We start from the raw sequence: 24,233 nt of genomic DNA on the forward strand, positions 1-24,233 counted from the left end.
ATATATATTAATTTTATATTCACTACGAAAATTATAATTGCAATATATTAATGCAACTTAAAACACCATGTGTATTAACATATTTAACGCTTATAACGTCTACTTCCCGGGCTTTTTCGCTCATGAATTTTTGAAATGGCACACAAAATTCACATAATTAAACTAAAAATTAACAAGCGGAATTGGAAGCTCATCTTATAAAACACGGGCATCATTATAAATGCCCGTATATACAATTATTATTGTCGATAGTTACGTTTCAATGCTGAACTGAGTTCGAACGTATAAATAATTCGTTTATTTTACCACCCATCCTTTTTTCAATTCTTTGCTTGTAGGCGTAGATGCTGCGGATATCCATGTCGAGAGTGTCTGCAATTTGATATGGATTATAGCCAGATACCATATGCCCCATTATGGTGAACTCCATTTGAGTCAATGTATTGCCTCTGGTAAATGACAGGTAACGACCAATAAACAGCTGCCTGATCTTCTCGTTAGCAACATCCAGTCCATCATCATTATATATAATAGCTGATATTGCGGGATTGTGTTTTCTCCAGTAATTAGCAAGAGATTGCATATTCCTGTCGCTTATCAACACAATTCCCATTTCCGTACTTGCAAGATACTCAATCCAGTCTTTATCCAGAAAAAGACGTAAAAAACTTACTGAAAAATCTACAAAAATATATCCACTTAATCGAGCATTGTGATTTTTACTTAATATGCCTTCAACCACACCACGATTAAAATACGAACTATCTTCGGGCCACATACAAAAACAGGCGTTTGCACAATACTGCAAGCGCGGTGACTTTTCTGGCATTATTTGGCAATGCATTGAGCAACTATTGCATGTAAGACTTTTATATCTACTACAAAGTCTCATGTTAATAACCTCCCTATTCATAGATAATCGCATAATTTCATTGGTTATTGATGATGTCAATACGCTCTGATTTAATAAGCTTTTAATGGGGATTTGCGTTAAATCTGTATTTGATATTATTCTCAATAAGATATTTAAGAATACATCATTAAGTTTTAAATATGGCTGGATTTCACTCGGTTAACCATGTTGGGCTTATTGCAAATCAGATAAGTGCCTAATGCATTAGGAATATCTATACTGCAAATTGTTTTCGAATAACCAGACGATATCGTGTAAATCTAAGTGATGCATCTTAAATAGTCTTATTTAAGATATTCAGATTTTTACTGAGGATAACAGCTTGATATTGTTTGTTTATGACTATAGATAGTCAGGAGGGTGATTAATGGTGGAGAGGCATTGTAAGAACTGGAATGGTTCAAAATAAGGACTATTTTGAACCATTCACATCAGCGATTAACTAAAGAACATTACCGATACGCACAGGATACCCACGATCAACGTAATTAGATTTCCGATGGAACGCCAGGGTTTAAGGGCAGGAATGAGATACGTAGACAGTGTTGGCATGATAAAAAGAATCATGGCAATGAGCGGACCACTGATCGCGTAAATCATCGAAATTGCGTTAGGGTTGATGCAGCAGACGATGAAAGTAATCAGCGATACCAACATAATTGACAGCGCGCGGTTAAATGCTCGGCTTTTTTTAACTCCCGCCTGCTGTAACGTGGTTTTGACTAATTCCGTCGCACCTTCAATAACGCCAAAGTAGGTGCCTAAAAATGATTTAGACATGGCAACTACCGCGACAATAATCCCGGAAATTGACAACCACGCAGGGGCATTTGGCAGCATAGATAGTGCCGATAAAATGGTGACGCCTTCCTCTTTTGCCGCCTCAATATATGAAGGTGGAATTGATAACAGGCAGCTAAAGACGAAGAACAGCACGCTCACGCAGATGATGAGATAAGCGACCTTCATAATTTTTTTGCATTTATCCATAGCGTGTTCGCCGTATTTTTCTCGTCTGTCGATAGCAAACGTAGAAATAATCGGAGTATGGCTAAAGGCGAAAACCATCACGGGAATCGATATCCATATCTGGTGAAGGGTATTCTGATTGAACTCTACCTGGGTTGTTAATAAAGAAGGCTGCCAGCTACCGACCAGGTAGATGGAAAGAAATAAGAAGTAGGCAATCAGCGGGAAAACTAAAAATCCCATTACCCGAATTGTGGCGTGACGCCCCATCAGAAAAATAAGATTCAGGATTAACACAACGCCAAGACTCACCAGCATACGGATGCGTAGATCAATGACCATATGCTTCGCCAGCTGTTCAGTGAGTGAGTTGGTGATTGCCACTGCGTATATCAACACCACGACAAAAAAGGCAATGAAGTACAGAGTGGTAATCAGATTACCGATCTTCTTGCCATAGTAGTGAGTTACCGCGCCAGTGATCCCTTCGCCTGCCGATGTTTTTGAAGAAAGGATGAACTGGCATAAGGCTTTATGTGGCCAATATGTTAAAGGCCAGGCGACCAGTGCAGTAATAAACAGGACCACCGCTCCTGCTGAACCTAATTGAATAGGAAGGAAGAGCGTGCCTGCGCCAACGGCTGTGCCGTAGAGTGCGAAGCTCCAGAGAGTTTCTTCTTTTGACCAAATTTTAGACATTATTTGAACGTATCATCTACAAATTAAACAAAATGGAGGGCAATTTACCATAAACCAGGCCAGTCATGGGAGATTAACGCTATATCAACCTCTGGATTGGTGTGTTAGTAGATGCAAACCTTGCGTGCCAGTCAGATATCATCCTCCCTTTTTACGGTAAATTTCCTTTGTGATAAAAATCACTTTTTTTAAACATTTTGGATAATTGAAATTAACAATCATTTACTATTGCGCTGTTAATTGGTGCGAGGTTGTGATGAAAGATGTTGTGATTGTCGGTGCGTTACGAACACCTATCGGCTGCTTTCGTGGAGCGTTGGCTGGTCATTCTGCGGTGGAACTAGGCAGCCTGGTCGTGAAAGCATTATTAGAGCGCACCGGCGTTGCTGCACATGCGGTGGATGAAGTGATTCTTGGACAGGTTCTTACTGCCGGGGCAGGGCAGAATCCAGCACGGCAATCGGCTATTAAAGGTGGTCTTCCCAACAGCGTTTCGGCAATTACCATTAATGATGTTTGTGGTTCCGGGCTAAAAGCTCTGCATCTTGCTACTCAGGCGATTCAGTGTGGTGAGGCTGATATTGTTATTGCCGGTGGTCAGGAAAATATGAGTCGTGCGCCACATGTTTTGACTGATAGCCGCACCGGAGCACAGCTTGGCGATAGCCAATTGGTTGATAGCCTGGTGCATGATGGCTTGTGGGATGCATTCAATGATTACCATATTGGTGTCACTGCCGAAAATCTGGCGCGCGAATATGGTATCAGTCGTCAATTACAAGATGCCTACGCACTTAGCTCACAACAGAAAGCGCGGGCGGCCATTGATGCCGGACGATTCAAAGATGAGATCGTCCCGGTCAGAACGCAAAGCAATGGGCAGTTACTGATTGTTGATACCGATGAGCAGCCGCGTACCGATGCCAGTGCCGAAGGGCTGGCTAGTTTAAATCCGTCCTTTGATAGTCACGGTTCTGTTACCGCAGGAAATGCCTCATCCATCAATGATGGCGCGGCTGCGGTAATGATGATGAGCGAAGCCAAAGCACATGCGTTGAATTTACCCGTACTGGCACGTATTCGCGCCTTTGCCAGCGTTGGTGTTGATCCTGCGCTGATGGGCATTGCTCCTGTGTATGCGACTCGCCGTTGCCTGGAGCGTGTAGGCTGGCAGTTGGCTGATGTCGATCTTATTGAGGCTAATGAAGCATTTGCCGCGCAGGCGCTTTCTGTTGGCAAGATGCTTGAATGGGATGAACGCCGGGTCAATGTCAATGGCGGCGCGATTGCATTGGGTCATCCGATTGGCGCCTCTGGCTGTCGCATTTTGGTTTCTTTGGTTCATGAAATGGTGAAACGCAACGCTCGTAAAGGATTGGCTACACTCTGTATTGGTGGTGGTCAGGGCGTGGCATTAACTATTGAGCGTGACGATTAGATCTGTATTTCTTCCTTATCCGTTAAACCTCTACCGCCATCAAGCTGCTTTATAATGATGGCTGGCACGTCTATACATGTCCCATATAGAACCTGACTTTTTCCTTTCCCCTGCTTATTCGTGATCGATACTACACTTTTTACAATCGTCATCTTAAAAATGAAACAATGTTTTATTTTTAATTGAAAAGAGCACATCACGGGCTTATCATCCTTCAATAGAAAAACGAAACGATGTTTCATAATCGTTCTGGTTTCACACTTCAATGATTATCGGAGGTTGATGTGGACGTAAGACAAAGCATCCATAGCGCGCACGCGAAAACACTGGATACCCAAGGGCTGCGCAATGAATTTTTGGTTGAAAAGGTATTCGTCGCGGATGAGTACACCATGGTTTACAGCCACATTGACCGTATTATTGTTGGCGGCATTATGCCGGTAACGAAAACGGTTTCCGTTGGCGGGGAGGTTGGTAAGCAACTGGGCGTAAGCTACTTCCTTGAACGTCGCGAGCTAGGGGTTATCAATATTGGTGGAACCGGTACGATTACCGTCGATGGTCAATGCTACGAAATCGGTCACCGCGACGCCCTCTATGTTGGTAAAGGTGCAAAAGAAGTTGTTTTTGCCAGCATTGATAGTGCCACTCCGGCGAAGTTTTATTACAACTGCGCACCTGCTCACACGACGTATCCCACGAAAAAAGTCACGCCATCTGAAGTGTCTCCGGTTACGCTGGGCGATAATCTCACCAGTAACCGCCGCACGATTAACAAATACTTTGTGCCGGATGTGCTGGAAACCTGCCAGTTGAGTATGGGGCTGACAGAACTGGCACCGGGAAACCTGTGGAATACCATGCCGTGCCACACCCACGAGCGCCGGATGGAAGTTTACTTCTATTTCAACATGGACGATGACGCCTGCGTTTTCCACATGATGGGGCAGCCGCAAGAAACGCGTCACATTGTGATGCATAACGAACAGGCGGTGATTTCCCCAAGCTGGTCTATCCATTCAGGTGTAGGAACCAGGGCTTATACCTTTATCTGGGGCATGGTCGGTGAAAACCAGGTCTTTGATGATATGGACCACGTTGCCATTAAAGATCTGCGCTAGTCGCGGATATAAATTAATAAGGTATTATCATGATTTTAAATGCATTTTCTCTTGAAGGTAAAGTTGCAGTTGTCACCGGTTGTGACACTGGGCTGGGGCAGGGAATGGCGTTGGGTCTGGCGCAAGCGGGCTGTGACATTGTGGGTATCAACATTGTTGAGCCAACTGAGACCATTGAACAGGTCACTGCGCTGGGGCGCCGTTTTTTAAGTCTGACCGCCGATCTGCGTAAGATTGATGGTATTCCAGCACTGCTGGATCGTGCGGTGGCTGAATTTGGGCATATTGATATCCTGGTGAACAACGCCGGATTAATTCGCCGCGAAGATGCTCTCGATTTCAGCGAAAAAGACTGGGACGATGTGATGAATCTGAACATCAAAAGCGTGTTCTTCATGTCCCAGGCGGCGGCGAAGCACTTTATCGCGCAGGGTAATGGCGGCAAGATTATTAATATCGCGTCAATGCTTTCATTCCAGGGCGGGATCCGTGTGCCCTCATATACCGCATCAAAAAGCGGCGTGATGGGTGTGACGCGCCTGATGGCGAACGAATGGGCAAAACACAACATCAACGTTAATGCGATTGCTCCGGGTTATATGGCGACCAACAATACTCAGCAACTGCGGGCTGATGAACAGCGTAGTGCGGAAATTTTGGATCGCATTCCTGCGGGGCGTTGGGGGTTGCCGAGCGATCTGATGGGGCCGGTGGTGTTTCTGGCATCCAGTGCTTCTGACTATGTTAATGGCTACACCATTGCCGTGGATGGCGGCTGGTTAGCACGTTAATTCATCTTGCTTACATTTATGACCCTGTCACATTGGCAGGGTTTTTTATTTCTGATAATCAACATAATCCATATCATGGCTATTAAATAATCCATATTAATTATCAATTGATGAGTTTTGTTAGTTTTAACTGCTTTAAAATTAGTTTCTTAATTATAATGTCATTAATTTTACTTAATTTTAAAAGTGTAATGTCCATCACATAACTGCATGTGGCAGCAATTTAATCCATATTTATGCTATTTCCGACCTGACACCTGAGTTAATTGTTCACGTATTTTTTCACTATGTCTTACTCTGTGCTGGCAGGAAAAAATGGTTACTATCAATACGGAATCTGCTTTAACGCCGCGCCCTCTGCGTGATACGCGGCGTATGAATATGTTTGTTTCGGTAGCTGCTGCGGTCGCGGGATTGTTATTCGGTCTTGATATCGGGGTTATCGCAGGTGCATTACCGTTTATCACCGATCACTTTGTGCTGACCAGTCGTTTGCAGGAATGGGTGGTCAGTAGCATGATGCTTGGCGCAGCAATCGGTGCGCTGTTTAACGGCTGGCTGTCGTTCCGTTTGGGACGTAAATACAGCCTGATGGCTGGTGCTGTACTGTTCGTATTGGGCTCAATAGGATCAGCGTTTGCCACCAGTGTCGAAATGTTAATCGCGGCCCGTGTGGTTCTGGGGATTGCGGTGGGGATTGCCTCTTACACTGCGCCACTGTATCTCTCTGAAATGGCGAGTGAAAACGTGCGTGGCAAGATGATCAGTATGTACCAGTTAATGGTCACGCTTGGCATCGTTCTGGCGTTTTTATCCGACACGGCATTCAGCTATAGCGGTAACTGGCGTGCGATGTTAGGTGTTCTTGCCTTACCGGCAGTTCTGTTGATTATTCTGGTGGTATTTCTGCCGAATAGCCCGCGCTGGCTGGCGGAAAAGGGGCGTCATATTGAGGCGGAAGAAGTGCTGCGTATGCTGCGCGATACGTCGGAAAAAGCGCGAGAAGAACTCAATGAAATTCGTGAAAGCCTGAAATTAAAACAGGGCGGTTGGGCGCTGTTTAAGATCAACCGTAATGTCCGTCGAGCAGTGTTCCTCGGTATGTTGTTGCAGGCGATGCAGCAGTTTACTGGTATGAATATCATCATGTACTACGCGCCGCGCATCTTCAAAATGGCGGGCTTTACGACCACAGAGCAACAGATGATTGCGACTCTGGTGGTGGGGCTGACATTTATGTTCGCCACCTTTATTGCTGTCTTTACGGTAGATAAAGCGGGGCGTAAACCGGCACTGAAAATTGGTTTTAGCGTGATGGCGCTGGGCACGTTGGTGTTGGGCTATTGCCTGATGCAGTTTGATAACGGTACGGCTTCCAGTGGTTTGTCCTGGCTCTCTGTTGGCATGACGATGATGTGTATTGCCGGTTATGCGATGAGCGCCGCGCCAGTGGTGTGGATCCTGTGCTCCGAAATTCAGCCGCTGAAATGCCGCGATTTTGGTATTACCTGTTCGACCACTACGAACTGGGTGTCGAATATGATTATCGGCGCGACCTTCCTGACTCTGCTCGATAGCATCGGCGCGGCAGGTACGTTCTGGCTCTACACTGCGCTGAACATTGCGTTTGTTGGCATCACCTTCTGGCTTATTCCGGAAACCAAGAATGTCACGCTGGAACATATCGAACGTAGACTGATGGCTGGTGAGAAATTGAGAAATATCGGTGTCTGATTTCACAGGCCGGATGTGCTGTACATCCGGCCTTTTTTTCGCTAATAGAGATCTGGCACCAGGCCGTTGAGGCGTTTGTTTCGTTCCTTAATCAGCTCTGTTGCGGTAACTCACATCAGGAGAGAGGAATGAAAACAATTGGTTTGCTGGGAGGAATGAGCTGGGAATCCACCATTCCTTACTATCGCCTGATAAATGAAGGCATTAAACAGCGACTTGGCGGGCTTCACTCTGCGCAAGTGCTGCTACATAGCGTCGATTTTCATGAAATAGAAGAGTGCCAACGTCGCGGTGAGTGGGACAAAACAGGAGAGATTCTTGCCAGTGCGGCGCTTGGGTTACAGCGGGCAGGAGCAGAAGGCATTGTGTTATGTACCAATACGATGCACAAAGTAGCAGATGTCATCGAGTCTCGTTGCTCACTGCCTTTCTTACATATTGCGGATGCCACCGGGCGTGCCATCACCCGTGTTGGAATGACGCGCGTGGCGCTGCTGGGAACGCGCTACACCATGGAACAGGATTTTTATCGTGGACGGCTGGCAGAGCAATTTTCTATCGATTGTCTGGTGCCTGAAGCGGATGAGCGGGCGAAAATTAATCAGATTATTTTTGAAGAGCTGTGTCTGGGGCAATTTACCGAAACGTCACGCGCTTATTATGCGCAAGTCATTACTCGTCTCGCAGAACAGGGGGCGCAGGGCGTCATTTTTGGCTGTACTGAAATTGGTTTACTGGTGCCAGAAGAGCGCAGTGTCCTGCCCGTGTTCGATACCACCGCTCTTCATGCCGAGGATGCCGTCGCTTTTATGCTGTCGTAATTCGCTACAAAATAGCGTTAAGTGAGGCAACCAGATTCGGTAAACCTGCCTGTAAGTGCTCACTAAATGCCTGCACCAGTGCTGATGACGGACGGTGCAGGGGGCGAATCAGGCTAACGGTGAACGGAACTGCAATACTAAATCGCCGCACCACTAAACCGCTTGCCGCATAATCCAGTGCGGTGAGCGGGTTAACCACGGAAACTCCCACCCCCGCCCGTACCATCGCGCAGACTGACGCGGCGCTATGGGTTTCCACAATCATGCGGCGTTTAACCTGATGTTCATTAAATAGTTGATCCAACAACTGGCGATAGCTATCAGTACGGGAAAGGCTGATGTAATTCTCACCCTGAAAATCTTCCGGCGTTAATACCACTTTTGCCGCCAGCGAATGCCCCTGTGGTAAAACACAGACTTCATCTAAAGACAGTAATTCAGTACGTTCCGTACCCGCAGGCGTATGCAGCGTCTCGGTGAGGCCTAAATCATGGCGCTGGGCTGAGAGCCACTCTTCAAGTAGCGGCGATTCCTGCGGCACAATGTTTAAGCTGACTTCAGGATAGCGGGCCAGAAACGGTTGCATCAGTGGCGGCAAAAAAGACTGCGAAAAGACCGGCAAGCAGGCAATAGACAGTTCGCCCTGGCGAAATTCGCGCAAACTTTCTGCGGCACTGACAATGCGATCCAGGCCGTACCAGGATCGCTGCACCTCTTCAAACAACCGCAGCCCTTGCACGGTAGGATGTAATCGTCCGCGTACGCGCTCAAACAATTTCATCCCAATCACTTTTTCAAAGCGCGCCAGTTCGCGGCTGACGGTGGGTTGTGAAGTATGTAGCAGTTGTGCTGCTTCAGTCAGGCTTCCGGCGGTCATTACCGCATGAAAAATTTCAATATGACGTAAGTTAACGGCGGCCATCTGCTTAATCTCATTCTCCGGTAATCCATATCATTTTTGCATAGACCTGGCATAAATCGATATTTTTTATTCTTTTTATGATGTGGCGTAATCATAAAAAAGCACTTATTCGGAGTTTGTTATGCCACATTCACTGTTCAGCACCGATACCGATCTCACCGCCGAAAATCTGCTGCGCTTGCCCGCAGAATTTGGCTGCCCGGTTTGGGTCTACGATGCACAAATCATTCGTCGGCAGATTGCGGCTCTGAAGCAGTTTGATGTGGTGCGCTTTGCGCAGAAAGCCTGTTCCAATATTCATATTTTGCGCTTAATGCGAGAGCAGGGCGTGAAAGTAGATTCCGTCTCGTTGGGCGAAATCGAGCGCGCGCTGGCGGCGGGTTACAATCCACAAACGCATCCCGATGATATCGTCTTTACCGCTGATGTTATCGACCAGGCGACGCTCGAGCGTGTCAGTGAATTGCAAATTCCGGTGAATGCGGGTTCTGTCGATATGCTCGACCAACTAGGCCAGGTTTCGCCGGGGCATCGGGTATGGCTGCGCGTTAATCCGGGATTTGGTCATGGGCATAGCCAAAAAACCAATACCGGTGGCGAAAATAGCAAGCACGGTATCTGGTATACCGATCTTCCCGCCGCACTGGAAGTGATACAGCGGCATCAATTGCAGCTGGTTGGCATTCACATGCACATTGGTTCCGGTGTTGACTATGCACATCTGGAACAGGTGTGTGGTGCGATGGTGCGGCAGGTTATCGACTTTGGTCAGGATTTACAGGCGATTTCTGCTGGCGGTGGGCTTTCTGTGCCTTATCAGCAGGGAGAAGAAGCGGTTGATACCGAACATTATTATGGCCTGTGGAATGCGGCACGTGAGCAGATTGCTCATCATCTGGGTCACCCTGTGAAACTGGAAATTGAACCGGGTCGCTTCCTGGTGGCGCAGTCTGGTGTGTTGATTACCCAGGTGCGAAGCGTCAAACAGATGGGGAGCCGCCACTTTGTGCTGGTTGACGCCGGATTTAACGATCTGATGCGCCCGGCAATGTACGGCAGTTACCATCACATTAGCGCACTGGCGGCTGATGGTCATTCCCTTGAGCACGCACCAATGGTGGAAACCGTTGTCGCCGGGCCGCTATGTGAATCGGGGGATGTTTTTACCCAGCAGGAGGGGGGGAATGTCGAAACCCGTGCTTTGCCGGAAGTGAAGGCGGGGGATTATCTGGTACTGCATGATATTGGCGCATATGGTGCGTCAATGTCATCAAACTACAATAGTCGCCCACTGCTGCCAGAAGTTCTGTTTGATAATGGTCAGGCGCGGTTGATTCGCCGTCGCCAGACCATTGAAGAATTACTGGCGCTTGAGTTGCTTTAATCGCGGCTAGTTGCTGGAGGCGTTATGACTTGCCTCCAGTGACGGTGTTGAAACTGAATGGCGACGTACCAGCGTTGGACTAAAGACGTTGGTAATTTCAGGAAGCGGGTGATTGTTCGCCAGTGCCAAAGCCAGTTCGGCAGCCTGAGTCGCCATCGTTACAATTGGATAGCGTACTGTCGTCAAACGCGGACGAACATAGCGCGATACCAGCACATCATCAAAGCCAATCAATGAAATCTCACCCGGTACATCAATACCATTATCATTGAGTACACCCATCGCGCCCGCCGCCATTGAGTCGTTATAACAGGCCACGGCAGTGAAATTTCGCCCCCTTCCCAGCAGTTCAGTCATTGCCTGTTCGCCGCCGCTTTCATCCGGTTCGCCAAAAGTTACCAGCCGATCATTGGCCGGAATACCGCTTTCGGCAAGGGCATCGTAATAACCCTGCAGACGATCTTCGGCGTCAGAAATAGAGTGGTTAGAGCAGAGATAACCAATGCGAGTATGGCCTTGTTGAATCAAATGACGCGTCGCCAGCCAGGCGCCATAACGATCGTCCAGTGCGATGCAACGATTCTCAAACCCCGGAAGGATCCGGTTGATCAGCACCATGCCGGGCATTTGTTTCATCAATGCTGTCAAATCGGCATCGGGAATCATTTTGGCATGAACGACCAGTGCGGCGCAGCGATGGCGGATCAACTGCTCAATGGCCTGACGTTCTTTTTGCTCGTTGTGGTAACCATTACCAATCAATAAAAAATTACCCGTGTGATAAGCCACCTGTTCAACCGCTTTCACCATTGCGCCGAAAAAAGGATCGGAGACATCACCAACAATCAACCCAACGGTTTCGGTGGCCTGTTGTGCCAGCGCCCGGGCGTTGGCGTTCGGGTGATAGCTAAGAGACTCCATTGCACTATGTACAGCCAGCCGGGAAGCTTCGCTGGCTTTGGGAGAATTATTAATGACGCGGGAAACTGTGGCGACTGAAACGCCTGCCAGTCGGGCTACATCCTTTATGGTCGCCATGAAAATACCTTTGTGGGTAAACGCTTACATTCTGTCAGTGTTACGGAAAACGTCCGTTGGTTCAAGGGGCGTTGTACTTTCAGCGCGGGGATTGTGAGCGAAACGCAAATAAGTAAGACAAAAAAAGAGATTGCAAACCTTTGGTTACACTTTGCGAAACGCTGTTGCGATTGACCGCTGGTGGCGTTTGGCTTCAGATTGATAAAGTGGTGATCCCAGAGGTATTGATAGGTGAAGTCAACTTCGGGTTGATCACATGAATTACACCAACCTGCGCAGATGCGCAGGTTTTTTTTGTCTGTCATCAATCTGTAACAGTAACCGATAATTTACACACCTGGTTGCATTTCCCTTCACTCCTTTGCGTTTTCTCGCTGGCGAACAGTCTGTGTACAGACCACAATCAAGATCCCAGAGGTATTGATTGGTGAGATTATTCGGTACGCTCTTCGTACCCTGTCTCTTGCACCAGCCTGCGCGGATGCGCAGGTTTTTTTTCGCCCCCATTTTACTGTCGCTCGTGTTCTCCTTCTGGTGTAATCTCGCACCATTCGCTTTTACTGAAGATTGAGCAAAGGGAGTTGGAATGCTTTTTAGCTTTTTTCGTAATTTGTGCCGTGTCCTGTACCGTGTTCGCGTGACAGGCGACACCAAGGCACTGAAGGGCGAGCGTGTTCTTATCACGCCCAATCACGTCTCATTTATTGATGGCATATTGCTGGCGCTGTTTTTACCCGTTCGCCCTGTTTTTGCCGTTTACACCTCTATCAGCCAGCAGTGGTATATGCGTTGGCTGAAATCATTTATCGACTTCGTTCCTCTCGACCCGACGCAACCCATGGCAATTAAACATTTGGTACGTCTGGTTGAACAGGGGCGACCGGTGGTTATTTTCCCTGAAGGACGAATTACGACAACCGGCTCGCTGATGAAAATCTACGATGGCGCGGGTTTTGTCGCTGCGAAGTCAGGTGCGACAGTCATTCCAGTGCGTATTGAAGGGGCGGAACTTACGCACTTCAGCCGCCTGAAAGGTCTGGTTAAACGTCGCTTGTTCCCGCAAATTCATCTGCATATTTTGCCACCAACGCAAGTGCAGATGCCGGATGCGCCGCGTGCCCGTGACCGTCGCAAAATCGCTGGCGAAATGCTGCATCAAATTATGATGGAAGCGCGTATGGCTGTGCGCCCGCGTGAAACGCTGTACGAATCCTTTTTGAGTGCAATGTACCGCTTCGGTGCGGGTAAAAAGTGTGTCGAAGATGTCAATTTTACCCCTGATACCTATCGCAAATTACTTATCAAAACGCTGTTTGTTGGTCGCATCCTCGAAAAATACAGTGTTGAAGGAGAGCGCATCGGCTTAATGCTGCCCAATGCGGGCATCAGTGCGGCAGTGATTTTCGGGGCTATCGCTCGTCGTCGTATTCCGGCCATGATGAACTACACCGCCGGGGTAAAAGGGCTGACTAGCGCCATTACGGCGGTTGAAATAAAAACCATCTTCACTTCCCGTCAGTTTCTCGATAAAGGCAAACTCTGGCATCTGCCGGAACAGCTTACTCAGGTGCGTTGGGTTTATCTGGAAGATTTAAAAGCGGACGTCACCACTGCCGACAAAGTGTGGATCTTCGCGCATTTGCTGGTGCCGCGCCTGGCACAGGTAAAACAGCAGCCAGAAGAAGAGGCGCTGATCCTCTTTACCTCCGGTTCTGAAGGCCATCCGAAAGGCGTGGTCCATAGCCATAAAAGTATTCTGGCGAACGTCGAGCAGATTAAAACTATTGCCGACTTCACCACCAATGACCGCTTTATGTCGGCATTGCCACTGTTCCACTCTTTTGGTCTGACTGTTGGCCTGTTTACGCCACTGCTGACGGGGGCGGAAGTGTTCCTTTATCCAAGTCCGCTGCACTACCGCATTGTGCCGGAACTGGTGTACGACCGCAGTTGTACCGTGCTTTTTGGCACCTCGACCTTCCTCGGTCACTACGCGCGCTTTGCCAACCCGTATGACTTCTATCGTCTACGCTATGTGGTGGCAGGTGCGGAGAAATTGCAAGAAAGCACCAAACAGCTTTGGCAGGATAAATTTGGCCTGCGCATTCTTGAAGGTTACGGTGTGACGGAATGTGCGCCGGTGGTGTCCATCAACGTACCGATGGCAGCGAAACCAGGTACGGTAGGGCGTATTTTGCCTGGTATGGATGCTCGACTGCTGGCGGTTCCGGGTATCGAAGACGGTGGTCGCCTGCAACTAAAAGGGCCGAACATTATGAACGGCTACCTGCGCGTGGAGAAACCGGGCGTGCTGGAAGTGCCCACCGCCGAGAATGTTCGCGGCGAGATGGAGCGCGGCTGGTATGACACGGGCGATATCGTGCGTTTCGACGAACAGGGCTTTGTGCAGATTCAGGGGCGCGCGAAACGCTTTGCCAAAATTGCAGGCGAAATGGTGTCGCTGGAAATGGTGGAACAACTGGCCATTGGCGTTTCTCCAGACAAGATGCATGCCACTGCGATTAAGAGCGATGCCAGCAAAGGTGAGGCGCTGGTGCTTTTCACCACGGACAGTGAACTGGCGCGCGATAAACTGCAACAGTATGCCCGCGAGCACGGCGTGCCGGAGCTTGCTGTACCGCGCGACATTCGCTATCTGAAACAGATGCCATTACTGGGCAGCGGCAAACCTGACTTTGTCACGTTGAAAAGCTGGGTAGACGAAGCGGAACAACACGATGAGTGAGTCAGTGCACACTAACACTTCGCTGTGGTCGAAGGGGATGAAAGCAGTTATCGTCGCGCAGTTTCTTTCTGCGTTTGGTGATAACGCGCTGCTGTTTGCTACTCTGGCGTTACTGAAAGCGCAGTTCTATCCGGAGTGGAGTCAGCCTGTCCTGCAAATGGTGTTTGTAGGTGCTTACATTCTTTTTGCGCCGTTTGTCGGGCAGGTGGCGGATAGCTTTGCCAAAGGCCGGGTAATGATGTTTGCTAACGGCCTTAAGCTGTTGGGCGCTGCCAGTATCTGCTTTGGCATCAATCCCTTTCTCGGCTATACGCTGGTGGGAATTGGTGCGGCAGCGTATTCACCGGCGAAATACGGGATTCTTGGTGAATTAACCACGGGTAGTAAGTTAGTGAAAGCTAACGGTTTAATGGAAGCCTCCACCATTGCGGCGATTTTGCTCGGTTCCGTAGCCGGTGGTGTACTGGCAGACTGGCATATTCTGGTTGCCCTGGCGGCATGCGCACTGGCCTACGGTGGTGCGGTCGTTGCCAATATCTACATTCCCAAACTGGCGGCGGCGCGTCCGGGGCAGTCCTGGAATCTCATCAGCATGACCCGCAGTTTCCTGAATGCCTGCACCTCGCTATGGCGCAATGGTGAAACGCGTTTTTCGCTGGTAGGCACCAGTTTGTTCTGGGGAGCGGGCGTCACGCTGCGTTTCCTGTTAGTACTTTGGGTGCCGGTGGCGCTGGGCATTACCGATAACGCTACGCCGACCTATCTCAACGCGATGGTGGCGATTGGCATCGTGGTTGGTGCCGGCGCGGCAGCGAAGCTGGTCACGCTGGAAACCGTTTCACGCTGTATGCCTGCCGGGATTTTAATTGGCGTGGTAGTGCTGATTTTCTCCCTGCAACATGAGCTGCTGCCAGCCTATGCCTTGCTGATGCTGATTGGCGTGCTGGGCGGCTTTTTTGTCGTTCCGCTCAACGCGTTGTTACAGGAGCGGGGTAAAAAAAGCGTCGGGGCGGGGAATGCGATTGCAGTACAGAACTTGGGCGAAAACAGTGCCATGCTGTTGATGTTGGGCATTTACTCGCTGGCGGTCATGGTAGGCATCCCGGTCGTGCCTATTGGCATTGGCTTCGGTGCGCTGTTTGCGCTGGCAATAACGGCGCTGTGGGTCTGGCAACGCCGTCATTAATATTTAACGCCGGTTTTAACCGGCGTTAATCCTTAAGGTGCCGGATAAGTATAAACCTGATGCACCGCTTCAATTTCAGCCAATACGTCTTCGCTTAACTCCAGATGCAAACTTTCGACGTTGGTTTTCAACTGTTCCATCGTCGTTGCGCCCAGCAGCGTGCTGGCAACAAACGGTTGGCGGCGTACAAAGGCCAGTGCCATCTGAGCAGGATCCAGGCCATGACGTCTGGCAATATCAACATACGCCGCGACGGCTTTTTGCGTTTGCTCACCACTATAACGGGTGAACCGACTAAAGAGCGTATTACGCGCACCAGCCGGTTTTGCACCATTGAGATATTTACCAGTCAGCGTGCCGAAACCCAGGCACGAATAGGCCAGCAACTCGACGCCTTCATACTGGCTGACTTCCGCCAGACCCACTTCAAAGCTGCGGTTTAACAGACTATAGGGATTCTGAATAGTGACGATGCGCGGCAGATCGTGTTTGTCCGCCAGATGCAGATAACGCATTACGCCAAATGCGGTTTCATTCGACACGCCGATATAACGAATTTTCCCTGCGCGTTGGTATTCTGCCAGTGCATCCAGCGTATCCAGCAGCGAAACCGCAGGCGCGGAATCCGTCCAACTATAACCGAGTTTGCCGAAGCAGTTGGTCGGGCGCTGCGGCCAGTGTACCTGATAAAGATCGAGGTAATCAGTCTGTAGGCGCTTGAGGCTGTCATGCAGAGCTTCGCGGATATTCTTCCTGTCCAGCACCTGATCCGGGCGAATTCCCTTGTCATTATTGCGCGACGGTCCGCTCACTTTGGAGGCGATAATTAACTTTTCGCGGTTGCCATGTTTTGCCAGCCAGTTACCGACATAGGTTTCAGTCAATCCCTGCGTTTCGGAGCGCGGCGGTACAGGGTACATCTCGGCAACGTCAATAAGATTAATGCCCTGAGCGACGGCATAGTCGAGTTGTGCGTGGGCGTCGGCTTCGCTGTTCTGTTCACCAAACGTCATCGTGCCAAGCCCCAGCGTGCTGACTTCCAGCGAGCTGTGGGGTATACGGTGATATTGCATAGCCGTTTCCTTTTTATAATCACGACATAAGGAATATAAAAATGGCAGAGGGAAGGGAAAAGGGAAAGCGAAAAATCTTAAGGTCAGCCGGATGCTGACCTTATTTTTTAACGTTCAATAATTTGCGAGACATCATCGCGGTTAATTTGCATCGCGTTACCTTGTTGATCGTGATAACTCACAAGCCCGGTATCATCGTCAATTTCCGGTTTTCCATCAGTCAGGATCATTCGACCATCTTTAGTGGCCATCACATAATCACTACTACAACCGGAAACAGCAAATGCCAGTCCGACTGCGGAAATTAATACTGCCCATTTTTTCATCCGGTTATCCTCATTAAGCCCATCAATGATAATAGTCTGTTTATAATCTGACGTTATACATCTTGAAAGCAGGAAAGTCTTAAACTGTGAGAATAAAGGGAAGACGTTCGCTCTCCCACTGGAGAGCGAACGGAATATCAGAGCGGATTCTTTTTATTGCGAATCAGGTTGAGGCTTTCTACTGCAATGGAGAAGAACATTGCGAAGTAGATGTAACCTTTCGGTACGTGGATATCGAAACTTTCCAGTATCAGGGTAAAGCCCACCAGAATCAGGAAAGAGAGCGCCAGCATTTTTACCGAAGGGTGGCGTTCAACAAAATCACCAATCGAACGCGCGGCGAACATCATCACACCTACTGCAATGACGACGGCCGCCATCATAATAAACAGATGATCCGACAGACCCACGGCGGTAATCACTGAATCGAGGCTGAAAATAATATCCAGCAGCATAATCTGTACGATAGCACCGAGGAATGATGAAACGCGTGTTTTCAGCCCTTCTTCTTCACCTTCGATAGATTCGTGGATTTCCTTACTGGCTTTCCAGATAAGGAACAGACCACCCAGCAGCAGAATCAAATCACGAGCGGAAATTTCCTGACTGAAAATTGTAAAAAGCGGATTCGTCAGGCGCGTAACCCAGGCAATCGACGCCAGCAGCGCCAGACGCATAACCATGGCTCCAGCCAGTCCCAGACGCCGCGCGTGACCACGCTGTGCGGTGGGCAACTTTGCGACCACCAGAGAAAGGAAAATAATATTATCGATCCCAAGAACGATCTCCAGCAGCGTCAGCGTACCGAGCGCAAGCCAGGCGTTAGGATCGGTTATCCATGCAAATAACATCTAAAAAGCCCTGCCAAAAAAATGAAGCGGTAATTATATGCCCGGAATGCAGCAGGTCAAAGCGATGGCTACTGGATCAAAAAATGACGGGCCAGCAGTGCGCTGGTGAACTTCTTCTTCAGATAAAATCCGCGCGGCAATGTCAGAATTCGTTCGCCCCGGGCGCCAATGGCTTCGGTGAGAGCTTTCGCATTCGCCGCTTTCGGTCGTATTTGCAAATATTCCCCGTGACGAGCGGTGATTCGCTCAACCTGACCGAGGACAATCATATCCATCAATTCTTCCCAGTCTTCGCGTAGCTGGCGGTCTTCTTCTTCGTTCGGACTCCACAACAACGGTGCTCCTACGCGACGCTGCGCCAGCGGGATGCTGCGCTCGCCTTCAACCGGTATCCATAACACCCGTTTAAGTTTGTGGCGGACGTGACTGGTTTCCCAGGTCACACCGCTATTGCCGGTTAATGGTGCAACACAAACGAATGTCGTTTCCAGCGGACGACCAAGACTATCCACAGGGATAGTCTTGAGTTCCACGCCTAATGCGGCAAAATCTTGTTCAGGTTTACTCCCTGCGCTGGCGCCAAGCCAGATCTCCAGTAACACACCGATCCAACCTTTATCGCGTTTTAAATTCTCCGGCGCAACCAACCCGGCAAGTGCTGCCAGTTCACCCAGGGTGTAGCCAGAAAGTTGCTGTGCTTGTGCTAATAACTGCGCTTCAGTTTCGGGAGGAGAGGACAATGGGCGAGGTTGAGACATGGTATTACACCTTGGTTAAAAAATAAGCAGCTATTTTGTACCGAATATTCAGAGTGTAACTTTTTCCACAAGCGTTATTCAATTCTATGATTTATCTTGTTTTTTAATCCACAGGTGACGGTGTTGCGCAACGTCCTGGTGGGTTTTCCAATTCTGGTCACTGAAAATAAACAGGATCTTACACCATGTTATCCACAGAAAGCTGGGATAACTGTGAAAAACCCTCACTACTGTTTCCATTTACAGCCTTGACGTGCGACGAAACTCTAATTTTTAGTGGTGCGGTGCTTAACTTAGTGGCACATTCTGTGGATAAATACGACGTTGGTTGATCTTTCGCCAACGCGTAAATGAGTGGTGTGACATGGGTCACGAATTTCTCTGTTTTATCAATATTTATGTGTTTAATGTATTGATTAATAACGAATATTTTAAAGTGTATTTTAGCGACTGATTCAGAATGCTCTGGGTTTTCCCGTGGTAATTCCGTAGTTCTTCACAACTCTATCCACAGAAAAGGTGAATAAAAACGGCTATCCACCCCGTCCTCTGTTTATAACTCTGCACTTAACTGTGAGTTATTCAATTGTTATTAGTGTGTAATGCCCTGCAGAGAGTGGTTTACCGTCTTCCTGGAGTATGAAACAATCATTCGTATATAAAGCTTTATTTTGAGGTAGTCCGGTGATTGATGACGATGGCTACCGCCCAAACGTAGGTATCGTGATTTGTAATCGTCAGGGGCAGGTGATGTGGGCCCGGCGATTTGGTCAGCACTCCTGGCAATTTCCGCAAGGCGGAATTAATCCCGGAGAATCCGCAGAACAGGCGATGTACCGTGAATTGTTTGAAGAAGTAGGATTAAGCCGTAAAGACGTTCGAATCCTTGCTTCAACGCGTAACTGGTTGCGCTACAAATTACCGAAACGTTTGGTGCGTTGGGACACGAAGCCGGTTTGTATCGGCCAAAAACAAAAATGGTTTCTCTTGCAGCTGGTGAGCGGCGATGCAGAAATCAATATGCAAACCAGCAGTACACCAGAGTTTGACGGCTGGCGATGGGTAAGTTACTGGTATCCGGTCAGACAGGTGGTGTCATTTAAACGTGATGTCTACCGTAGGGTAATGAAAGAGTTCGCAAGTGTTGTGATGGCGCTGCAAGAAAATACGCCTAAACCACAAAACGTATCTGCTTATCGACGTAAAAGAGGTTAAGTCACGCCCATTATGCTCACTCGCCTGCGCGAAATAGTCGAAAAGGTAGCCAGCGCACCACGCCTGAATGAGGCGTTAAATATTCTGGTTACCGACATCTGTCTTGCGATGGATACCGAGGTCTGTTCGGTCTACCTGGCCGATCACGACCGACGTTGTTACTACCTGATGGCGACCCGAGGATTAAAAAAGCCACGTGGTCGCACCGTAACGCTCGCGTTTGATGAAGGGATCGTCGGCCTGGTTGGCAGGCTGGCGGAACCGATAAACCTTGCGGATGCGCAAAAACACCCCAGCTTCAAATATATCCCCTCCGTAAAAGAAGAACGTTTCCGCGCGTTTTTAGGCGTGCCAATTATTCAACGTCGCCAGTTACTTGGTGTACTGGTGGTACAGCAACGAGAGTTGCGGCAGTACAACGAAAGTGAAGAATCTTTCCTGGTGACGCTTGCCACCCAGATGGCAGCTATTCTTTCTCAGTCGCAGTTGACTGCCTTGTTTGGGCAATATCGCCAGACGCGAATCCGCGCATTACCGGCAGCGCCCGGCGTGGCGATTGCTGAAGGCTGGCAGGATGCCACGTTACCTTTAATGGAACAGGTATATCAGGCATCAACGCTGGATCCGGCTCTGGAACGCGAGCGACTGACCGGGGCGCTGGAAGAAGCGGCTAACGAGTTTCGTCGCTACAGCAAACGCTTTGCTGCCGGTGCACAAAAAGAAACAGCGGCTATTTTCGATCTTTACTCACACCTGCTTTCTGACACGCGTCTGCGTCGCGAATTATTTGACGAGGTGGATAAAGGCTCAGTTGCAGAGTGGGCGGTGAAAACGGTCATTGAAAAATTCGCCGAACAGTTTGCTGCGCTAAGTGATAGCTATCTCAAAGAGCGAGCCGGTGATTTACGTGCGCTGGGCCAGCGATTGTTGTTTCACCTTGATGATGCCAACCAGGGGGCGAACGCCTGGCCGGAACGTTTCATTCTGGTGGCAGATGAACTGTCAGCGACAACCCTTGCAGAGCTGCCTCAGGATCGCTTAGTCGGCGTTGTCGTGCGCGATGGCGCAGCCAACTCCCATGCTGCGATTATGGTACGTGCGCTGGGGATCCCTACCGTGATGGGCGCGGACATTCAGCCTTCGGTGCTGCATCGTCGCACGCTGATCGTTGATGGTTATCGCGGTGAATTGCTGGTCGATCCGGAGCCGGTACTGCTGCAAGAATATCAGCGGCTGATTAGCGAAGAGATTGAGCTTAGCCGTCTGGCAGAAGATGATGTCAATTTACCTGCGCAGTTAAAAAGCGGCGAGCGCATAAAAGTTATGCTCAATGCGGGATTAAGCCCGGAACATGAAGAAAAACTGGGCAGTCGCATTGATGGTATCGGTCTTTATCGCACCGAAATCCCTTTCATGCTGCAAAGTGGTTTCCCGTCGGAAGAAGAACAGGTGGCGCAGTATCAGGGGATGCTGCAAATGTTCAATGATAAACCCGTCACCCTGCGTACGCTGGATGTCGGTGCTGACAAACAATTGCCCTACATGCCGATCAGCGAAGAGAATCCATGCCTGGGGTGGCGTGGGATTCGCATTACGCTCGATCAGCCGGAGATCTTTTTGATCCAGGTGCGGGCGATGTTGCGCGCCAATGCTGCAACGGGCAACCTGCACATTCTGTTGCCAATGGTCACAAGCCTGGATGAAGTTGACGAAGCACGCCGCCTGATTGAACGTGCCGGACGTGAAGTCGAGGAGATGATCGGTTACGCAATTCCCAAACCACGCATCGGTATCATGCTGGAAGTACCTTCAATGGTATTTATGCTGCCGCATCTGGCAAACCGGGTCGATTTTATCTCTGTTGGCACCAACGACCTGACTCAATACATCCTGGCCGTTGATCGCAACAACACCAGAGTAGCGAACATTTATGACAGTCTTCATCCTGGAATGTTACGTGCTCTGGCGATGATCGCCCGTGAGGCGGAAACGCAGGGAATCGATCTGCGTTTATGCGGTGAAATGGCGGGCGATCCCATGTGCGTGGCAATCCTCATTGGGCTGGGGTATCGCCATCTGTCTATGAACGGACGTTCTGTCGCGCGCGTAAAATACCTGCTGCGGCGCATTGATTTTGCCGAAGCAGAAAATCTTGCGCAGCGCAGTCTGGAAGCGCAACTGGCGACCGAAGTTCGTCATCAGGTAGCGGCATTTATGGAGCGTCGCGGTATGGGCGGGCTGATTCGCGGGGGGTTATAGCGCGGATCATATACATATCTTTTAACGGTATCCGGCAACCAGCCAGGTTCCCTTGTGTTATTATTCGCACCTTTGGAGCGCCTGAAACCTGCGGCGCGCATTTCAATCGCTGTTCTCTTTCAGCGAAATAACAAGAACTTGTGGTGACAGATGACCAGTAGCTATCTGCATTTTCCGGAATTTGATCCGGTCATTTTCTCAATAGGACCCGTGGCGCTTCACTGGTACGGCCTGATGTATCTGGTGGGTTTCATTTTTGCAATGTGGCTGGCTGGGCGTCGGGCTAGCCGTCCAGGCAGCGGCTGGACCAAAAATGAAGTTGAAAACTTACTCTATGCGGGCTTCCTCGGCGTCTTCCTTGGCGGACGTATTGGTTATGTTCTGTTCTACAACTTCCCGCAGTTTATGGCCGATCCGCTGTATCTGTTCCGTGTCTGGGACGGCGGCATGTCCTTCCACGGCGGTCTGATTGGCGTGATTGTGGTGATGATTATCTTCGCCCGCCGCACCAAACGTTCCTTCTTCCAGGTCTCTGATTTTATCGCACCGCTCATTCCATTTGGCCTTGGAGCCGGGCGTCTGGGCAACTTTATTAACGGTGAATTATGGGGGCGCGTTGACCCGAACTTCCCGTTTGCCATGCTGTTCCCTGGCTCCCGTACCGAAGACATTCTGTTGCTGCAAAACAACCCACAGTGGCAATCCATTTTCGACACCTACGGCGTACTACCGCGCCACCCGTCGCAACTTTACGAGATGCTGCTGGAAGGTGTGGTGCTGTTTATTATCCTCAACCTGTATATCCGTAAACCGCGCCCCATGGGGGCTGTCTCAGGCTTGTTCCTGATTGGCTATGGCGCGTTTCGCATCATTGTTGAGTTTTTCCGCCAGCCCGATGCGCAGTTCACCGGTGCATGGGTGCAGTACATCAGCATGGGGCAAATTCTTTCCATCCCGATGATTGTCGCGGGTGTTTTCATGATGGTCTGGGCATATCGTCGCAGCCCACAGCAACACGTTTCCTGAGGAACCATGAAACAGTATTTAGAACTGATGCAAAAAGTGCTCGACGAAGGCACACAGAAAAACGACCGTACCGGAACCGGAACGCTTTCCATTTTTGGTCATCAGATGCGTTTTAACCTGCAGGATGGATTCCCGTTAGTGACAACCAAACGTTGCCACCTGCGTTCCATTATCCATGAACTGCTGTGGTTCCTGCAGGGCGACACTAACATTGCTTACCTGCACGAAAACAATGTCACCATTTGGGACGAGTGGGCCGATGAAAACGGCGATCTCGGTCCGGTTTATGGTAAACAGTGGCGCGCCTGGCCAACGCCAGATGGTCGTCATATTGACCAGATCACTACGGTACTGAACCAGCTGAAAAACGATCCGGATTCCCGCCGTATTATTGTTTCGGCGTGGAACGTAGGCGAACTGGATAAAATGGCGCTGGCGCCGTGCCATGCGTTCTTCCAGTTCTATGTGGCAGACGGCAAACTCTCTTGCCAGCTTTATCAGCGTTCCTGTGACGTTTTCCTCGGCCTGCCGTTTAATATTGCCAGCTACGCGTTACTGGTGCATATGATGGCGCAGCAGTGCGATCTGGAAGTGGGTGATTTTGTCTGGACCGGTGGCGATACGCACCTGTACAGCAATCATATGGATCAAACCCATTTGCAATTAAGTCGTGAACCGCGTCCGCTGCCGAAGCTGATTATCAAACGTAAACCTGAATCCATCTTCGACTACCGTTTCGAAGACTTTGAGATTGAAGGCTACGATCCGCATCCGGGCATTAAAGCGCCGGTTGCTATCTAAATTACGCAACATCCTGCCAGAGCCGACGCCAGTGTGCGTCGGTTTTTTTTACTCTCCGCTAAATTCTTCGAGACGCCTTCCCGAAATTTTGCAACGCCCTGCAACAGCGTAAATACTCCGGAAGACGTACCGAAGAATGAGAAACTGACCCTCGTCTTTTTT

Annotated in this window: 21 protein-coding genes; 13 read left to right on the forward strand and 8 right to left on the reverse strand. The window is 49.4% G+C overall.

Annotated features, from left to right (window positions below; translation table 11 throughout):
* Positions 1–259: 259 nt before the first annotated feature.
* Both A7098_RS17430 and A7098_RS17435 read right to left on the reverse strand, forming a co-directional pair.
* Positions 260–892 carry a helix-turn-helix transcriptional regulator gene (locus A7098_RS17430; protein ID WP_010354900.1) on the reverse strand — a complete coding sequence of 211 codons (633 nt, stop codon included), beginning with the start codon at positions 890–892 and terminating at the stop codon, positions 260–262.
* Between the two features lie 459 nt (positions 893–1,351).
* Positions 1,352–2,581, reverse strand: coding sequence for an amino acid permease (locus A7098_RS17435; protein ID WP_000036849.1), 1,230 nt, complete (start codon positions 2,579–2,581; stop codon positions 1,352–1,354).
* Between the two features lie 256 nt (positions 2,582–2,837).
* Between A7098_RS17435 and A7098_RS17440 the strand changes: the two genes are divergently transcribed.
* The 5 genes from A7098_RS17440 (at position 2,838) to A7098_RS17465 (ending at position 8,486) form a co-directional block, all read left to right on the forward strand.
* Complete coding sequence (locus A7098_RS17440) at positions 2,838–4,019, forward strand: acetyl-CoA C-acetyltransferase (protein WP_000656049.1); 1,182 nt, start codon at positions 2,838–2,840, stop codon at positions 4,017–4,019.
* A gap of 284 nt (positions 4,020–4,303) precedes the next feature.
* Entirely contained in the window at positions 4,304–5,140 is an 837-nt protein-coding gene (kduI, locus tag A7098_RS17450; RefSeq protein WP_000383255.1) for a 5-dehydro-4-deoxy-D-glucuronate isomerase, read from the forward strand.
* A 29-nt stretch (positions 5,141–5,169) separates the two neighbouring features.
* A complete protein-coding gene (gene kduD, locus A7098_RS17455) occupies positions 5,170–5,931 on the forward strand; it encodes a 2-dehydro-3-deoxy-D-gluconate 5-dehydrogenase KduD (protein WP_000602499.1) in 762 nt (253 codons plus the stop codon).
* A gap of 315 nt (positions 5,932–6,246) precedes the next feature.
* Positions 6,247–7,665, forward strand: a complete 1,419-nt coding sequence (araE, locus tag A7098_RS17460) for an arabinose-proton symporter AraE (protein WP_000256430.1) — start codon at positions 6,247–6,249, stop codon at positions 7,663–7,665.
* Positions 7,666–7,793: 128 nt separating this feature from the next.
* Positions 7,794–8,486: an aspartate/glutamate racemase gene (locus tag A7098_RS17465; RefSeq protein WP_000848678.1), complete on the forward strand. Its 693-nt coding sequence runs from the start codon at positions 7,794–7,796 to the stop codon at positions 8,484–8,486.
* A gap of 4 nt (positions 8,487–8,490) precedes the next feature.
* On the opposite strand, the gene lysR is transcribed toward A7098_RS17465, so the two are convergent.
* Positions 8,491–9,408 carry a DNA-binding transcriptional regulator LysR gene (gene lysR, locus A7098_RS17470; protein WP_105281169.1) on the reverse strand — a complete coding sequence of 306 codons (918 nt, stop codon included), beginning with the start codon at positions 9,406–9,408 and terminating at the stop codon, positions 8,491–8,493.
* Positions 9,409–9,529: 121 nt separating this feature from the next.
* Between lysR and lysA the strand changes: the two genes are divergently transcribed.
* On the forward strand, positions 9,530–10,792 hold the full coding sequence (lysA, locus tag A7098_RS17475; protein WP_105281170.1) for a diaminopimelate decarboxylase: 1,263 nt from the start codon (positions 9,530–9,532) through the stop codon (positions 10,790–10,792).
* A gap of 6 nt (positions 10,793–10,798) precedes the next feature.
* Here the strand turns inward: lysA and galR are convergent, their stop codons facing one another.
* A complete protein-coding gene (galR, locus tag A7098_RS17480; RefSeq protein WP_000201036.1) occupies positions 10,799–11,830 on the reverse strand; it encodes an HTH-type transcriptional regulator GalR in 1,032 nt (343 codons plus the stop codon).
* A gap of 586 nt (positions 11,831–12,416) precedes the next feature.
* Here galR and aas point away from each other — a divergent pair.
* A complete protein-coding gene (gene aas, locus A7098_RS17490) occupies positions 12,417–14,576 on the forward strand; it encodes a bifunctional acyl-ACP--phospholipid O-acyltransferase/long-chain-fatty-acid--ACP ligase (protein WP_105281171.1) in 2,160 nt (719 codons plus the stop codon).
* Positions 14,569–15,762 carry a lysophospholipid transporter LplT gene (gene lplT, locus A7098_RS17495; protein WP_105281172.1) on the forward strand — a complete coding sequence of 398 codons (1,194 nt, stop codon included), beginning with the start codon at positions 14,569–14,571 and terminating at the stop codon, positions 15,760–15,762. Before aas ends, lplT begins: the two co-directional genes overlap by 8 nt.
* A gap of 32 nt (positions 15,763–15,794) precedes the next feature.
* On the opposite strand, the gene A7098_RS17500 is transcribed toward lplT, so the two are convergent.
* The 4 genes from A7098_RS17500 to mutH all read right to left on the reverse strand — a co-directional run bounded on the left by A7098_RS17500 (position 15,795) and on the right by mutH (position 18,770).
* Positions 15,795–16,835 carry an NADP(H)-dependent aldo-keto reductase gene (locus A7098_RS17500; RefSeq protein WP_105281173.1) on the reverse strand — a complete coding sequence of 347 codons (1,041 nt, stop codon included), beginning with the start codon at positions 16,833–16,835 and terminating at the stop codon, positions 15,795–15,797.
* A 107-nt stretch (positions 16,836–16,942) separates the two neighbouring features.
* Positions 16,943–17,161 carry a lipoprotein YgdR gene (gene ygdR / locus A7098_RS17505; RefSeq protein WP_000758660.1) on the reverse strand — a complete coding sequence of 73 codons (219 nt, stop codon included), beginning with the start codon at positions 17,159–17,161 and terminating at the stop codon, positions 16,943–16,945.
* 137 nt (positions 17,162–17,298) lie between these two features.
* Positions 17,299–18,012: a TerC family protein gene (locus A7098_RS17510; RefSeq protein WP_000895631.1), complete on the reverse strand. Its 714-nt coding sequence runs from the start codon at positions 18,010–18,012 to the stop codon at positions 17,299–17,301.
* 68 nt (positions 18,013–18,080) lie between these two features.
* A complete protein-coding gene (gene mutH / locus A7098_RS17515) occupies positions 18,081–18,770 on the reverse strand; it encodes a DNA mismatch repair endonuclease MutH (protein WP_000082203.1) in 690 nt (229 codons plus the stop codon).
* Positions 18,771–18,955: 185 nt separating this feature from the next.
* On the opposite strand from mutH, the gene A7098_RS24265 reads away from it, so the two are divergent.
* The 5 genes from A7098_RS24265 (at position 18,956) to thyA (ending at position 24,071) form a co-directional block, all read left to right on the forward strand.
* On the forward strand, positions 18,956–19,102 hold the full coding sequence (locus tag A7098_RS24265; protein ID WP_274541214.1) for a hypothetical protein: 147 nt from the start codon (positions 18,956–18,958) through the stop codon (positions 19,100–19,102).
* Between the two features lie 352 nt (positions 19,103–19,454).
* Positions 19,455–19,985 carry an RNA pyrophosphohydrolase gene (rppH, locus tag A7098_RS17520; RefSeq protein WP_000564488.1) on the forward strand — a complete coding sequence of 177 codons (531 nt, stop codon included), beginning with the start codon at positions 19,455–19,457 and terminating at the stop codon, positions 19,983–19,985.
* 12 nt (positions 19,986–19,997) lie between these two features.
* Positions 19,998–22,244 carry a phosphoenolpyruvate--protein phosphotransferase gene (ptsP, locus tag A7098_RS17525; protein WP_000957934.1) on the forward strand — a complete coding sequence of 749 codons (2,247 nt, stop codon included), beginning with the start codon at positions 19,998–20,000 and terminating at the stop codon, positions 22,242–22,244.
* A gap of 150 nt (positions 22,245–22,394) precedes the next feature.
* Positions 22,395–23,270 (forward strand): prolipoprotein diacylglyceryl transferase, encoded by an 876-nt coding sequence (gene lgt, locus A7098_RS17530; protein ID WP_000204651.1) that lies wholly within the window; start codon positions 22,395–22,397, stop codon positions 23,268–23,270.
* A gap of 6 nt (positions 23,271–23,276) precedes the next feature.
* Positions 23,277–24,071, forward strand: a complete 795-nt coding sequence (thyA, locus tag A7098_RS17535; RefSeq protein ID WP_000816232.1) for a thymidylate synthase — start codon at positions 23,277–23,279, stop codon at positions 24,069–24,071.
* The last annotated feature ends 162 nt before the right edge of the window (positions 24,072–24,233 follow it).

Origin of the sequence: Escherichia sp. MOD1-EC7011 (assembly GCF_002965005.1) — a bacterium.
Classification (GTDB): Bacteria; Pseudomonadota; Gammaproteobacteria; order Enterobacterales; family Enterobacteriaceae; genus Escherichia; species Escherichia ruysiae.